At 61.2% G+C, this 13,832-nt stretch carries 11 protein-coding genes; 9 read left to right on the top strand and 2 right to left on the bottom strand.

Annotated features, from left to right (window positions below; translation table 11 throughout):
• Positions 1–10: 10 nt before the first annotated feature.
• The 9 genes from hutG (at position 11) to ACFZPT_RS10770 (ending at position 10,904) form a co-directional block, all read left to right on the top strand.
• Positions 11–811, top strand: coding sequence for an N-formylglutamate deformylase (gene hutG / locus ACFZPT_RS10810; protein WP_034095470.1), 801 nt, complete (start codon positions 11–13; stop codon positions 809–811).
• 301 nt (positions 812–1,112) lie between these two features.
• Entirely contained in the window at positions 1,113–2,084 is a 972-nt protein-coding gene (gene pip / locus ACFZPT_RS10805) for a prolyl aminopeptidase (RefSeq protein WP_034095471.1), read from the top strand.
• Complete coding sequence (gene dtd / locus ACFZPT_RS10800; RefSeq protein WP_034095472.1) at positions 2,081–2,518, top strand: D-aminoacyl-tRNA deacylase; 438 nt, start codon at positions 2,081–2,083, stop codon at positions 2,516–2,518. The genes pip and dtd overlap by 4 nt, the downstream gene beginning before the upstream one ends.
• 324 nt (positions 2,519–2,842) lie before the next feature.
• A complete protein-coding gene (locus ACFZPT_RS10795; RefSeq protein ID WP_256593268.1) occupies positions 2,843–4,522 on the top strand; it encodes a glucan biosynthesis protein G in 1,680 nt (559 codons plus the stop codon).
• Positions 4,515–7,085, top strand: a complete 2,571-nt coding sequence (mdoH, locus tag ACFZPT_RS10790; protein WP_379555183.1) for a glucans biosynthesis glucosyltransferase MdoH — start codon at positions 4,515–4,517, stop codon at positions 7,083–7,085. The genes ACFZPT_RS10795 and mdoH overlap by 8 nt, the downstream gene beginning before the upstream one ends.
• A 186-nt stretch (positions 7,086–7,271) precedes the next feature.
• Complete coding sequence (locus ACFZPT_RS10785) at positions 7,272–8,069, top strand: transporter substrate-binding domain-containing protein (protein WP_034095474.1); 798 nt, start codon at positions 7,272–7,274, stop codon at positions 8,067–8,069.
• A gap of 218 nt (positions 8,070–8,287) precedes the next feature.
• Positions 8,288–9,085, top strand: a complete 798-nt coding sequence (locus ACFZPT_RS10780; protein WP_034095475.1) for a transporter substrate-binding domain-containing protein — start codon at positions 8,288–8,290, stop codon at positions 9,083–9,085.
• A gap of 132 nt (positions 9,086–9,217) precedes the next feature.
• Positions 9,218–10,177 (top strand): amino acid ABC transporter permease, encoded by a 960-nt coding sequence (locus ACFZPT_RS10775; protein ID WP_034111406.1) that lies wholly within the window; start codon positions 9,218–9,220, stop codon positions 10,175–10,177.
• On the top strand, positions 10,170–10,904 hold the full coding sequence (locus ACFZPT_RS10770; protein ID WP_099313026.1) for an amino acid ABC transporter ATP-binding protein: 735 nt from the start codon (positions 10,170–10,172) through the stop codon (positions 10,902–10,904). Before ACFZPT_RS10775 ends, ACFZPT_RS10770 begins: the two co-directional genes overlap by 8 nt.
• Positions 10,905–10,919: 15 nt before the next feature.
• Here ACFZPT_RS10770 and ACFZPT_RS10765 read toward each other — a convergent pair whose 3' ends face one another.
• Positions 10,920–12,827 carry a methyl-accepting chemotaxis protein gene (locus ACFZPT_RS10765; RefSeq protein ID WP_177449836.1) on the bottom strand — a complete coding sequence of 636 codons (1,908 nt, stop codon included), beginning with the start codon at positions 12,825–12,827 and terminating at the stop codon, positions 10,920–10,922.
• Between the two features lie 183 nt (positions 12,828–13,010).
• A complete protein-coding gene (locus ACFZPT_RS10760) occupies positions 13,011–13,724 on the bottom strand; it encodes a methyl-accepting chemotaxis protein (protein ID WP_371263977.1) in 714 nt (237 codons plus the stop codon).
• Positions 13,725–13,832: the final 108 nt, after the last annotated feature.

Raw genomic sequence — 13,832 nt, 5'->3', positions numbered from 1 at the left:
GAGTACCGTTGTGGATAACGTTCTGAACTTCAAGCAAGGCCGCACACCGCTGCTGATCAGCATGCCCCACGCCGGGCTGCGCCTCACGCCTGCGGTAAAGGCCGGGCTGATCCCCGAGGCGCAGAGCCTGCCGGACACCGATTGGCATATCCCTTTGCTGTATGACTTTGCCGAGCAATTGGGTGCCAGCACCTTGTCGGCGGAGTATTCGCGGTTTGTCATCGATCTGAACCGACCCTCCGACGACACGCCGCTGTACGCCGGCGCCACCACCGGCCTGTACCCCAAAACCCTGTTCGATGGCGTGCCGTTGTTTGTCGAAGGCCAGGAGCCGTCCGAGGAGGAACGGGCGACCTACCTGCAGAAAATCTGGGGCCCCTACCACCGCGCGCTGCAAGAAGAGTTGGCGCGGCTAAAGGCTGAGTTCGGCTATGCGTTGCTGTTCGATGCGCACTCGATTCGCTCGGTGATCCCGCACCTGTTCGACGGCAAACTGCCGGACTTCAACCTCGGCACCTTCAACGGCGCGGCATGCGACCCGGAACTGGCCGGCCAGCTCGAAGCCATCTGCGCCAGGCACACGCAGTACACCCATGTGCTTAACGGGCGCTTCAAGGGCGGGCATATCACCCGGCATTACGGCAACCCGGCCGAGAATATCCACGCCGTGCAGCTGGAGTTGTGCCAGAGCACCTATATGGAGGAGTTCGAACCGTTCAAATACCGCGCGGACCTGGCTGAGCCGACGCGAGTGGTATTGAAGCAGTTGCTCGAAGGTTTGTTGGACTGGGGACGCAAGCGCTACGGCTAGGAGGATCTACAGCGCTGGCCTTGCCCTAAGCCAAATACAGTTCCAACTGTGGGAGGGGGCTTGCCCCCGATAGCCATAGGTATCTACATAAGTCTCAAAGGTTGAAATAACTCTGTGGTGAGCGAGCCCGCTCACCACTGCCAAGCCCTCATCCCAAGCCTTGCTTACCTGGGGAGCGAAGGGCTGACACAGGTCTAAGCGCTCAAGGACATGCTCATTGCACAATTCGGGTTTATAGTGCCAGACGGCAGAATAATAGACGTCCCCCCAGGGATGAACCCGACCCCCTACGGAGCGCGCAATGCAGACTTGGTACCCGCAGATCAAACCCTACGCCCGGCACGATCTGGCCGTCGATGACACCCATACCCTGTACGTCGATGAAAGTGGCTCTCCCGAAGGCTTGCCCGTTGTATTCATCCATGGTGGCCCTGGCGCCGGTTGCGACGCCCAGAGCCGCTGCTATTTCGACCCCAACCTGTACCGCATCGTAACCTTCGACCAGCGCGGTTGCGGTCGCTCCACGCCACGCGCCAGCCTGGAAAACAACACCACCTGGGACCTGGTCGCCGACATGGAGCGCATCCGCGAGCACCTGGGCATCGATAAATGGGTGCTGTTCGGTGGCTCCTGGGGGTCGACCCTGGCCCTGGCCTACGCGCAAACCCATCCCGAGCGCGTGCATGGCCTGATCGTGCGCGGCATCTTCCTGGCCCGTCCGCAGGACATCCACTGGTTCTATCAGGAAGGCGCGAGTCGCTTGTTCCCGGATTACTGGCAGGACTACATCGCGCCGATCCCGGCCGATGAGCGTCACGACATGATCGCGGCCTATCACAAGCGCCTCACCGGTAACGACCAGATCGCCCAGATGCACGCGGCCAAGGCGTGGTCCGGCTGGGAAGGGCGCATGCTCGGCTTGTGCCCGAGCCCGCAGCATGTGGAGCGGTTTTCCGAGCCGCAGCGGGCGTTGTCGATTGCGCGCATCGAGTGCCATTACTTCACTAACCACTCGTTCCTGGAACCCAACCAACTGATCCGTGACATGCATAAGATTGCGCACCTGCCTGGCGTAATCATCCATGGGCGCTACGATATGATCTGCCCGTTGGATAACGCTTGGGAATTGCACCAGGCGTGGCCCAACAGCGAGCTGCAGGTGATCCGCGAGGCGGGGCATGCGGCGTCCGAGCCTGGCATCACCGACGCGCTGGTGCGCGCGACCGGCGAAATGGCCCGGCGTTTGCTCGACCTGCCGCCTGAAGAAGCATGAAGGGGCTGCTGCAACGGGTGCGTGGTGCCCGGGTCGAGGTAGCAGGTGAAATCGTAGGGGCCATCGATCAGGGGTTGCTGGTGCTGGTGGCCGTCGAGCCTTCAGATACCCCTGAGAGTGCCGACAAATTGCTGCACAAGTTGCTGAACTATCGGGTGTTCAGCGATGACGAAGGCAAGATGAACCTGTCGCTCAAGGACATTGACGGCGGTTTGCTGCTGGTCTCGCAATTCACCCTGGCGGCGGATACCAAGAGCGGCTTGCGGCCCAGCTTCTCCACGGCGGCCCCTCCGGCCCTGGGAGCGGCGCTTTTTGAGCACTTGCTGTTACAAGCGCAACAATTGCATGGCAGGGTGGCGTCGGGGCGTTTTGGCGCGGATATGCAGGTGCATTTGGTCAATGATGGCCCTGTGACCTTCCTCTTGCAGACGTGAATGTATTGAAAACGACTTTTAATGCTTAAAAACGCAGGATTTCGCTACAAATACTTCGTTGCCCCTGATGCGTTGTCTCGCGGGCTACTAGATAATCGCGCGCTACGGGGATCAGCGTTGTTTGGTCCATTTTTGACTTAGGTAGAGACTTGTCCGACAACCATTGGGGAATCATTTTGACCCAGGGGAGTCGGAACAATGCTCGCCAACCTGGCATATAGATAGCTGGCCGTTGGTTTTTTGATCTGTTTTCGGCGAGGGTTGCTCGTGATTGTTAGTCCCTGTAATGCACCAAAATTGTCTGCCAAACGGTTACGAAACGCACTGGTGACGGGCTCTGCCCTGTTTTGCCTGTTCGGCGCGGGTCAACTGTGGGCATTCAGTCTGGATGATGTGTCGGCCAAGGCGAAAGAGCTGGCCGGGCAGAAGTACGAAGCTCCGCGCAGCAATCTGCCGAACGAATTCCGCGAAATGAAGTTTGCGGACTATCAGAAAATTCGTTTCCGCAATGAAAAAGCCGAGTGGGCCGATCAGAACACCCCGTTCAAGCTGTCCTTCTATCACCAGGGTATGCACTTCGATACGCCGGTGAAAATCAACGAAGTCACCGCTGACAGCGTTCAGGAAATCAAATACGACCCGTCGCGTTTCGATTTCGGTGATGTGAAATTCGATCCTAAGGCCACCGAACAACTGGGTTATGCCGGTTTCCGTGTTCTGTTCCCGATCAATAAGAGCGACAAGCAAGACGAAATCATGACCATGCTCGGCGCCAGCTACTTCCGCGTCGTGGGCAAGGACCAGGTCTATGGCCTGTCCGCCCGTGGCATGGCGATCGACACTGCGCTGCCGTCCGGCGAAGAATTCCCGCGGTTCACCGAGTTCTGGATCGAGCGTCCGAAGTCGGGTGACAAGCACCTGGTGATCTTTGCCCTGCTGGATTCGCCGCGCGCGACCGGCGCCTATCGCCTGATCCTGCGTCCGGGCACCGACACTGTGGTCGACGTCAAATCCCAGATGTTCCTGCGCGACAAGGTCAGCAAACTCGGGGTGGCCCCGCTGACCAGCATGTTCCTGTTCGGCGCGAACCAGCCGTCCAAAGTGCTCAACTACCGTCGCGAACTGCACGACTCCAGCGGTCTGTCGATCCATGCCGGCAACGGCGAGTGGATCTGGCGTCCACTGAACAACCCTAAACACCTGTCGGTCAGCAATTTCAGCGTAGAGAACCCGCGCGGTTTCGGCCTGCTGCAACGTGGTCGCAACTTCAGCCACTACGAAGACCTTGACGACAACTACGACAAGCGCCCAAGCGCCTGGATCGAACCTGAAGGCGACTGGGGCAAGGGCTCCGTGGACCTGGTTGAGATCCCGACCGCCGACGAGACCAACGACAACATCGTTGCGTTCTGGAGCCCGGAAAAACTGCCGGAAGTCGGTCAGCCGCTGGACGTAGCCTACCGCCTGCACTGGACTCTGGACGACGCCGCGTTCCATTCGCCGGACAGCGCCTGGGTCAAGCAGACCCTGCGTTCTACTGGTGACGTGAAGCAATCCAACCTGATCCGTCAGCCGGATGGCAGCGTCGCTTACCTGGTGGACTTCGAAGGCCCGTCCCTGAAGAAACTGCTGCCGGACGCGCCTGTGCGCAGCCAGGTGAGCGTGGGTGACAACGCTGAACTGGTTGAAAACAGCGTGCGTTACAACGAGCACACCAAAGGCTGGCGCCTGACCCTGCGCATGAAGATCAAGGACCCGAGCAAACCGACCGAAATGCGTGCCGCCCTGGTGCAGGACGTTGCTCAGCCAGAGCCTGAGCATGTGTCGACCCAGGTCCTCAAGGCCGACAAGGTATTGGCCAAGCAACACGAGAAGCAGGCCAAGAAAGACGCCAAAGACAAGGAAGCCAAGCAGCCAGAAGCTGCCCCAGCCACACCGGAGCCGATCAAGACCGAACAGGTCCTGACCGAAACCTGGAGCTATCAGTTGCCTGCCGATGAGTAATTCTCAAGTCCAGCCAGAGACTCTGTCCGAGTATCTGGCGCATCTTCCGATGACTGCAGAGCAGCGCGCCGAACTGGCGGGCTGCTCCTCCTTCGCCGAATTGCATCAACGCCTGTCGTCCGCGACCTTCGACGAACCGGTCGACGCCGCTCAAGCGTCGGTGGGGCGCCGGTTGACCCTCAGCACGGCCGAAGAGCTGCAAGACGCCGAAATGCTTGCGGTCGATGCCGCCGGTCGCGTATGCCTCAAAGCCACGCCGCCGATCCATCGCACCCGGGTGGTGCCGGAGCCGTGGCGCACCAATATTCTGGTGCGCGGCTGGCGCCGCCTCACCGGGCGCAGCAACCCGCCCAAGCCGCCGAAGGATGAACGGGTATTGCCGGCCGCGCGCTGGCGCACCGTCGGTTCGATCCGTCGCTATATCCTGCTGGTGCTGATGCTCGGCCAGACCATCGTGGCCGGCTGGTACATGAAAGGCATCATGCCGTACCAGGGCTGGTCGCTGGTGGACTTCGACGAAATCCGCAATCAGACCCTGCTGCAGACCGCCACCCAGGTGCTGCCTTACGCCCTGCAAGCCAGCATCCTGATCATGTTCGGGATTTTGTTCTGCTGGGTGTCGGCCGGTTTCTGGACAGCGCTGATGGGCTTCCTGGAGTTGCTCACTGGCCACGATAAATACCGGATCTCCGGTAAAAGTGCCGGCAACGAGCCGATCCCGAAAGACGCCCGCACCGCGCTGGTGATGCCGATCTGTAACGAAGACGTGCCCCGGGTATTCGCCGGCCTGCGCGCCACGTTCGAATCGGTGGCCGCGACCGGTGACCTGGACCGCTTCGACTTTTTCGTGCTCAGCGACAGTAACGACGCCGACATCTGCATCGCCGAGCAGCAGGCCTGGCTCGACGTGTGCCGCGAAGCCGGTGGCTTCGGCAAGATCTTCTATCGCCGTCGCCGTCGTCGCGTAAAACGTAAGAGCGGCAACCTCGACGACTTCTGCCGTCGTTGGGGCGGTGACTACAAGTACATGGTGGTCCTCGACGCCGACAGCGTGATGAGCGGCGAATGCCTGACCAGCCTGGTGCGCCTGATGGAAGCCACGCCGGATGCCGGGATTATCCAGACCGCGCCGCGTGCGTCGGGCATGGACACCCTGTATGCGCGCATGCAGCAGTTCGCCACTCGTGTATATGGCCCGCTGTTCACCGCTGGCCTGCACTTCTGGCAGTTGGGTGAATCCCACTATTGGGGTCACAACGCAATCATCCGCATGAAGCCGTTTATCGAGCACTGCGCCCTGGCGCCGTTGCCGGGTAAAGGCGCGTTCGCCGGTTCCATCCTGTCCCACGACTTCGTAGAAGCGGCGCTGATGCGTCGGGCCGGCTGGGGTGTGTGGATTGCCTACGACCTGCCGGGCAGCTATGAAGAACTGCCGCCGAACCTGTTGGACGAACTCAAGCGTGACCGTCGCTGGTGCCACGGCAACCTGATGAACTTCCGTCTGTTCCTGGTTAAAGGCATGCACCCGGTGCACCGTGCGGTGTTCCTGACCGGCGTGATGTCCTACCTGTCGGCGCCGTTGTGGTTCCTGTTTCTGGTGCTGTCCACCGCGTTGCTGGCGGTGAACACCCTGATGGAGCCGCAGTACTTCATGGCGCCGCGCCAGTTGTACCCGCTGTGGCCGCAATGGCATCCGGACAAAGCAGTGGCGTTGTTCTCCACCACTATCGTGTTGCTGTTCCTGCCTAAATTGCTGAGCATCATCCTGATCTGGGCCAAAGGCGCGAAGGAGTTCGGCGGCAAGTTCAAGGTCACGATGTCCATGCTGCTGGAAATGCTGTTTTCCATGCTGCTGGCGCCGGTGCGGATGATTTTCCACACCCGTTTCGTGCTCGCCGCGTTCCTCGGCTGGGCCGCGACCTGGAATTCGCCAAAGCGTGATGACGACTCCACCACCTGGGGCGAAGCGTTCAAGCGCCACGGCACGCAAACCTTGCTGGGCTTCCTGTGGGCTCTGCTGGTGGTGTGGTTGAACCCAAGCTTCCTGTGGTGGCTGGTGCCGATTGTCGGGTCGCTGATGTTGTCGATCCCGGTGTCGGTGATCTCCAGTCGGGTGAACCTGGGCCTCAAGTCCCGTGACGAGAGCCTGTTCCTGATCCCTGAGGAATACAATCCGCCCCAGGCGCTGGTGTCGACCGACAAGTACACCCACGAAAACCGTTGGCACGCCCTGCACGACGGCTTCGTGCGCTCGGTGGTCGACCCGCAGCAGAACGCCCTGGCCTGTGCCTTGGCGACGTCGCGTCACGGTCAGGCCGAGCCGATCGAGTACCTGCGTGCCGAACGCGTGCGCCATGCGCTGAAAGTCGGCCCCGCCGGCCTCAACAATGCCGAACGTGTGGCCTTGCTCAGTGATCCGGTGGCCCTGGCCCGCCTGCACGAGCTGGTCTGGAGCGAAGGGCACGCCGAGTGGCTCGCCGCCTGGCGTGAGTCGATCAAGGCTGACCCGCACGCGCCGTTGCTGCCTCTGCAACCGCTGTCGTCCCAGGCCCAACCGGCCTGATTCAAACACCCCCGAGGGCTTACCTTGGGGGTGTTTCAAGCGCTTTTCCTACAACGATTTCTTTCCCTCCAAAAGCTAGCTAACTCCTTGTAATTTCGAAACAAAATACCCCTGCCAAGGGCGTATTGACGTGCCCGTGGCTGGGGTAGGATCGCCCCCCAATTCGTTTCGGCCACAGGGGGATTCATGATCAAAAGGTATTGTGCGGCGTTGCTGCTGAGCGCCGTCGCCTGGGTACAACAGGACGTGCAGGCAGGCGCTATAGACGATGCTGTACGGCGCGGTGTGCTGAAAGTGGGCACCACTCCCACCTATGTGCCCTTCGAAATGACCGATAAGCAGGGGCGTATCGTCGGCTTTGAAATTGACCTGCTCACGGTCATGAGCCAGGCCATGGGCGTGGAGCTTGAACTGGTCTCGGTGCCTTACACCGAGTTGGTACCGGGGTTGCTGGCCAGAAAGTTCGACATGATCGGCAGTGGCATGACCGTGACACAGGAGCGCAACCTGAAGCTCAACTTCAGCGACTCCTTCATTGTGGTAGGCCAAACCGTGTTGCTGCATCCCAGCCTGGTCGGCAAGGTCACCAGTGTTGAAGACTTGGACGATCCCCATTACCGCATCGCCACCACCGAAGGCACCACCGGCGAAGCCGCGGCGCGGCGCTTTTTGGGGGCGGCGCGATTGAGCCGTTTCGCCACCCCGGAGGAGGGTGTGCGCCACGTGGTGGATGGCAAGGCCGATGCGTTTATCCACGATGCGCCCTATAACTTGATCGCCCTGAGCCGTGCGGAAAACAGTGCTTTGCTCTTGCTGGAGCAGCCGTTTACCTTCGAACCGCTGGCCTTTGGGTTGAAGAAAGGCGACTTCGACAGCCTCAACTGGATCAATCATTTCTTGAATCAGGTCGCCCAGGACGGCACCTACGATCGCCTGCATGACAAGTGGTTCAAGGACACGGACTGGCTGGCGGAAATCGATTGAAAGTCATAACTGCTTACACAACAGTTATCTGCCTTCATGACCTGGGCGCGTGTCTACCCTCTGCGCTCGAACATCCGTTGTGGGCCTTTTCCGACATACGCAATAACAATTACCCGTGAAACCTTTGTGACCGGCAGTGAGTGGGTTAGGATCGCACCCCGAAATGGTGCAGCCCTTTTGTGCGCCGACCTTATAAGAATCGTTCAGGGGACTTGATGATGAAAAAGTATCTTTCGATGCTGCTGCTAGGCGTCACCGCACTGGTCGCGGCCACTGCGGCCCAGGCCGGCGCCATCGACGATGCGGTCAAGCGCGGCACGCTGAAAGTCGGGATGGACCCGACTTACATGCCGTTCGAAATGACGGACAAGCGCGGCGAAATCATCGGTTTCGAAGTCGACATCCTCAAGGCTATGGCCAAGTCCATGGGCGTCAAGCTGGAGCTGGTCTCCACCGGCTATGACGGCATCATCCCGGCCTTCTTGACCGGCAAGTTCGACATGATCGGCAGCGGCATGACCCTGACCCAGGAACGCAACCTGCGCCTGAACTTCAGCGAACCGTTCATCGTGGTCGGCCAGACCCTGCTGATCCGCAAGGACCTGGAAGGCACCATCAAGTCCTACAAAGACCTGAACGACGAGAAATACCGCCTGACTTCCAAGCTCGGCACCACCGGTGAAATGGTCGCCAAGAAGCTGATCTCCAAGGCCAAGTACCACGGCTACGACAACGAGCAGGAAGGTGTGCTGGACGTGGTCAACGGCAAGGCCGATGCCTTTGTGTATGACGCGCCGTACAACGTGGTGGCCGAGAAGAAAGTCGGCAATGGCAAACTGGTGTTCCTGGACGAACCGTTCACCTTCGAGCCCCTGGCGTTCGGTTTGAAGAAAGGCGACTACGACAGCATCAACTTCATCAACAACTTCCTGCACCAGATCAAGAACGACGGCACCTACGATCGAATCCATGACAAGTGGTTCAAGAGCTCCGAGTGGCTCAAGGACATGGAATAAGGTCCGACTGAACACCGCGTAGCGCCCATCGCGGGCAAGACTGCCACATTTGACTGTTGGAACTCGGTCAAGTGTGGGAGTGGGCTTGCCCACAATGGCGGCCTACCAGGCAACACACATCCGGAAAGATCAATGAAACAGAAAAAAGCCCAATGGCCCTGGCACCTGCTGACGGTGGTCGTGCTGGTTGGCTTGGCCGGCGCCTTGTATTACGCCACCTCGCTGATGTCCTACGAATGGCGTTGGAACCGCGTACCGCAGTACTTCGCCTATCAGGCGGAAACTGCCCAGCGCGCGGCGGATATCTCCACCGTCGTTGAGCTGGTACGCAATGGCGACGTGGCCGAAGTCACCTTGCGCAATGACGCGGGCGTCGAGCAAAAGCTCACCGTCGCCGACAACAGCTTGCAAGTGGCCCGCGGCGATGATGTGGCCGAGGGCGATGTGGTCGGTGTGACCCGGCACTGGGCGTTGGGCCCGTTGATGTGGGGGCTGTGGACCACGTTGTGGCTGTCGGTGGTGTCCGGCATCCTGGGCCTGGTGATCGGTCTGGCGACCGGCCTGTGCCGCTTGTCCAGCAACCCGACCCTGCGCGACCTGTCGACGATCTATGTCGAATTGGTGCGCGGCACGCCGCTGCTGGTGCAGATCTTCATTTTCTATTTCTTTATCGGCACGGTACTTAACCTTTCCCGCGAATTTGCCGGGATCGCCGCGCTGTCGCTGTTTACCGGCGCCTATGTGGCGGAAATCGTGCGCGCCGGTGTGCAGTCGATCACCCGTGGTCAGAACGAGGCCGCGCGATCCCTGGGCCTGAGTGCCAGCCAGTCGATGCGTCACGTCGTGTTGCCCCAGGCGTTCAAGCGCGTGTTGCCGCCGCTGGCCGGGCAATTTATCAGCCTGGTCAAGGACACCTCGCTGGTTTCGGTGATCGCCATCACCGAACTGCTCAAGAGCGGCCGCGAAGTGATCACCACCTCGTTCTCACCGTTCGAAATCCTGTTCTGCGTCGCAGGCCTGTACCTGCTGATCAACCTGCCGCTGTCGAAAATGGCCAGCCGGCTTGAGCGGAGGCTCGCGCAAAGTGATTGAAGTCCGCGATCTGGTAAAAGTCTTCGATACCCGTGGGCAGGTCGTCCGCGCGGTGGATAACGTCACCACCCAGGTGGCCAAGGGCGAAGTGCTGGTGGTGATCGGCCCGTCCGGTTCCGGCAAGTCCACCTTCCTGCGCTGCCTCAATGGCCTGGAAGCATTCGACTCGGGCTCGGTGAGCATCGACGGCCTGCAACTGGCCGATCCGAAAACCGACGTGAACGCCTATCGCCGCGAAGTCGGCATGGTGTTCCAGCACTTCAACCTGTTCCCCCATATGACCGTGCTGGAAAACCTGTGCCTGGCGCAGAAAGTCGTGCGTAAGCGCGGTAAGCAGGAGCGTGAGGCCAAGGCTTTGGCGCTGCTGGAAAAGGTCGGTATCGCGCAAAAGGCCAACGAGTTTCCATCCCGCTTGTCCGGCGGTCAGCAACAGCGGGTAGCCATCGCCCGGGCATTGGCGATGGACCCCAAAGTGATGCTGTTCGACGAGCCCACCTCGGCCCTCGACCCGGAAATGGTCGGTGAGGTGCTCGATGTGATGAAGACCCTGGCCCTGGAAGGCATGACCATGGTCTGCGTCACCCACGAAATGGGTTTTGCTCGCGAAGTGGCCGACCGTGTGCTGTTCTTCGATCACGGCAAGTTGCTGGAAGACGCGGCCCCCGCCGCGTTCTTCGATGCCCCCAAGGACCCGCGCGCCCAAGCCTTCCTGCGCCAGGTGCTGTAATCGGCCGGGGCGCGTTCAGACCTTGAACCGCCCCACACATGCCTGTAGATCCGTGCCCAACCGGGCCAGTTCAGTGCTTGCCGCGGCCGTTTGCTCACTGGCGGTGGCGGTCTGTTCCGACACGTCCCGCACCTTCAACACGCTGCGATTGATCTCTTCGGCCACCGCGCTCTGCTCCTCGGCCGCCGCGGCAATCTGTGGGTTCATTTCCTGAATCACTCCCACCGTGCGTGCGATCTCCATCAAGGCCTCGCCGGCGTTGCGGGTCAGGCCGACGCTTTGATCGGTCAGCGCACGGCTGTTGTCCATAATGTCGGCCACCTGTTGCGTGCCGCTGTGCAGACCGCCGATCAGTTCCTCGATTTCCTCGGCGGACTGCTGGGTGCGTTGGGCGAGGCTGCGCACTTCATCGGCGACCACCGCAAAGCCTTGGCCGGCCTCCCCAGCACGGGCCGCTTCGATGGCGGCGTTGAGGGCCAACAGGTTGGTCTGCTGCGACACCGACTTGATCACTTCCAGTACGCTGCCGATCTTCTGGCTCTCCCGTTGCAGCCCCAACATGGCCTGGCTGGAGCGCGCCATTTCATGGGCCAGATGCTCGATCTGCGCCACGGCATCCGTCACCACTCGGTCGCCCAGCTCGGTTTGCTGGTTGGCCTGCTTGGCGGCGATCGACGCCTGTTCAGCATGCCGCGCCACTTCCTGGGCGGTGGTCAGCATTTCGTTCATGGCGGTGGCGACCTGTTCGGTTTCGTCGCGTTGATTGTTGACTCCCGAACGGGTCTGTTCGGTGACCGTGGACAGCTCCTCGGCGGCGCTGGCGATCTGCCTGGCGTTGTCGCTGATGTTGCCGATCAGGGCGCGCAGGTTGAGCGTCATTTGCGTCATGCTGCACTGCAATTGGCCCAATTCGTCCCGGCGTCGGGTCTGGACATCATGGCTCAAGTCGCCTTCGGCAATGCGATTGGCCACCGCCAGGGCTTTGCGCAATGGCTTGACGATCTGCCCGGCGATAACCCACGCGGCCAAGGCGCCGAAGATCAGCGCGGCGGCCGTGGTCGCCAAGGTCTGGGTACGGGCGTGATCGGCGGCGAGGTCGCGTCGTTGGGTCTGGTCCTGGCTCAACAGGTCGCTCTGCGCGAGCAGTTGATCCAGCTGTTGCTCCAACTGGGCTTGCGCGGTCTCGGTGCTCAGTTGCGCCTCCTTGAGGCGGGTGAGATGGGTGCGGATGCTTTGCACGGCGTTGGTCAGCGCGCTGTTATCCACCGGCAGCTTCGCCACGGCGGCGAGGGTCAGTTCCAGGCTGCGCTCCGCGTCGCTGACGGCCTGGGCGTAGGCCTCCAGCGAATCGGCGGCCCAGGCCGCGCTCTGGGCGCTGTCTTCGGCGTGCCCAATGGCCTGGCGGAGATTCTCGATAGCATCCAAGGCCTTTTCATCCTCCTGATCCGGCAGGTCGCTGGCCAATTGCGCCAGTACATCGCCGATGCGCACGGTGCTTTGTTTCAATTGCTCGCGGGCGTTTTCCCGTTTCTCCACGCGGGTGGGTATGTCCTTGAGGGTCGTTTTGAACGCATCGGACAGACGCGTCATCTCCTGTAAATACTGAATGGACTGGGCGACTTTGAGGCGGTTGGAGAGCTCTGCCAGCGCGGCCTCGACTTTTTCCATGCCGTGGCTTAATCGATCGAGGCTTTTGGCATCGTCCAGCGTGCGGTAAACGATGCGATCGGAGCGCAGTTCTTCGCCGGCCACGGCCAATTGCGCGAGCACGGTGAGGGTTTGCGAGCGGTAAAGGGATGCGGCCAGGGCCTGCCAGCCGGTCACGGCGATGACCAGGCTCAGGGCCAGTACCAGGGCGAAGCCCAGGGCCAGTTTGAGGGTGACGCTGGCGTCGCCCAATAGGTGAGTCATTCGACGAAGCATGGTTAACCTCCGACAAGTGAACGAGGGACGTTCGTCAACGTATCGGCGCACCACGGGCGCGCTAACGCGGTGAACTGAGTTCAACGCTAGTTCTGTTGTCGGTGGGGAGAGCCTGAAAAACTCGTAGGAAATTTCACAGGCTGACAACGGCGACCCGAGGCAGGTCGCCGTGACACAGGGGGGTCAGACGCGGAAGCGGCCGACCAGGGCTTGCAGGTGGGTGCCCAGGCGCGCGAGTTCGGTGCTCGACGTGGCAGTCTCTTCGCTGGCGGCGGCGGTCTGTTCCGAGATGTCGCGCACGTTCAACACGCTGCGGTTGATCTCTTCGGCCACGGCGCTCTGCTGCTCGGCGGCGGTGGCGATCTGGGAGTTCATCGCCTGGATCGTCGATACGGTACGGGTGATGCTGGCCAGGGCACTGCCGGCGCGGCGGGTCAGTTCGACACTGCTGTCGGTGAGGCCGCGGCTGTTGTCCATGATGGCCGCCACCTGCTGAGTGCCGGTTTGCAGGCCGGCAATCAGCTCTTCGATCTCTTCGGTGGACTTTTGGGTGCGCTGCGCCAGGCTGCGCACTTCATCGGCCACCACGGCGAACCCGCGCCCGGCTTCACCGGCCCGTGCCGCTTCAATCGCGGCGTTGAGTGCCAACAGGTTGGTTTGCTGGGCCACGGACTTGATCACGTCGAGCACGCTGCCGATCTTGTCGCTTTCGCGCTTGAGGTCGCCCATGGCCTCGGTGGAGTTGCCGACCTCTGTGGCCAAGCGCTCGATCTGGGCAATCGCCTCGCCCACCACCTTGTCGCCCTCACGGGCCTGCTGGTCGGCGGCCACGGCGGCTTCGGAGGCTTCCTCAGCATTGCGCGCCACTTCCTGCACGGTGGCGGCCATTTCGTTCATGGCGGTGGCCACCTGATCGGTTTCGACCTTCTGGCTGTTGACCCCGGCACTGGTCTGTTCGGTCACGGCGGACAGCTGTTCGGCGGCGCTGGCGATCTGGGTCACGCC

Source organism: Pseudomonas sp. MD330_10 (genome assembly GCF_042610415.1).
GTDB classification, from domain to species: Bacteria; Pseudomonadota; Gammaproteobacteria; order Pseudomonadales; family Pseudomonadaceae; genus Aquipseudomonas; species Aquipseudomonas rhodesiae.
This window is presented reverse-complemented; position numbering and strand designations above follow the sequence as displayed.

Excerpts from the sequence above, each read along its gene's own strand:
- mdoH (WP_379555183.1), top strand. The coding sequence starts at position 4,515 with ATGAGTAATTCTCAAGTCCAGCCAGAGACTCTGTCCGAGTATCTGGCG.
- ACFZPT_RS10760 (WP_371263977.1), bottom strand. The coding sequence starts at position 13,724 with ATGAACGAAATGGCCGCCACCGTGCAGGAAGTGGCGCGCAATGCTGAG.
- ACFZPT_RS10775 (WP_034111406.1), top strand. The coding sequence starts at position 9,218 with ATGAAACAGAAAAAAGCCCAATGGCCCTGGCACCTGCTGACGGTGGTC.
- ACFZPT_RS10780 (WP_034095475.1), top strand. The coding sequence starts at position 8,288 with ATGAAAAAGTATCTTTCGATGCTGCTGCTAGGCGTCACCGCACTGGTC.
- ACFZPT_RS10765 (WP_177449836.1), bottom strand. The coding sequence starts at position 12,827 with ATGCTTCGTCGAATGACTCACCTATTGGGCGACGCCAGCGTCACCCTC.
- ACFZPT_RS10785 (WP_034095474.1), top strand. The coding sequence starts at position 7,272 with ATGATCAAAAGGTATTGTGCGGCGTTGCTGCTGAGCGCCGTCGCCTGG.
- pip (WP_034095471.1), top strand. The coding sequence starts at position 1,113 with ATGCAGACTTGGTACCCGCAGATCAAACCCTACGCCCGGCACGATCTG.
- dtd (WP_034095472.1), top strand. The coding sequence starts at position 2,081 with ATGAAGGGGCTGCTGCAACGGGTGCGTGGTGCCCGGGTCGAGGTAGCA.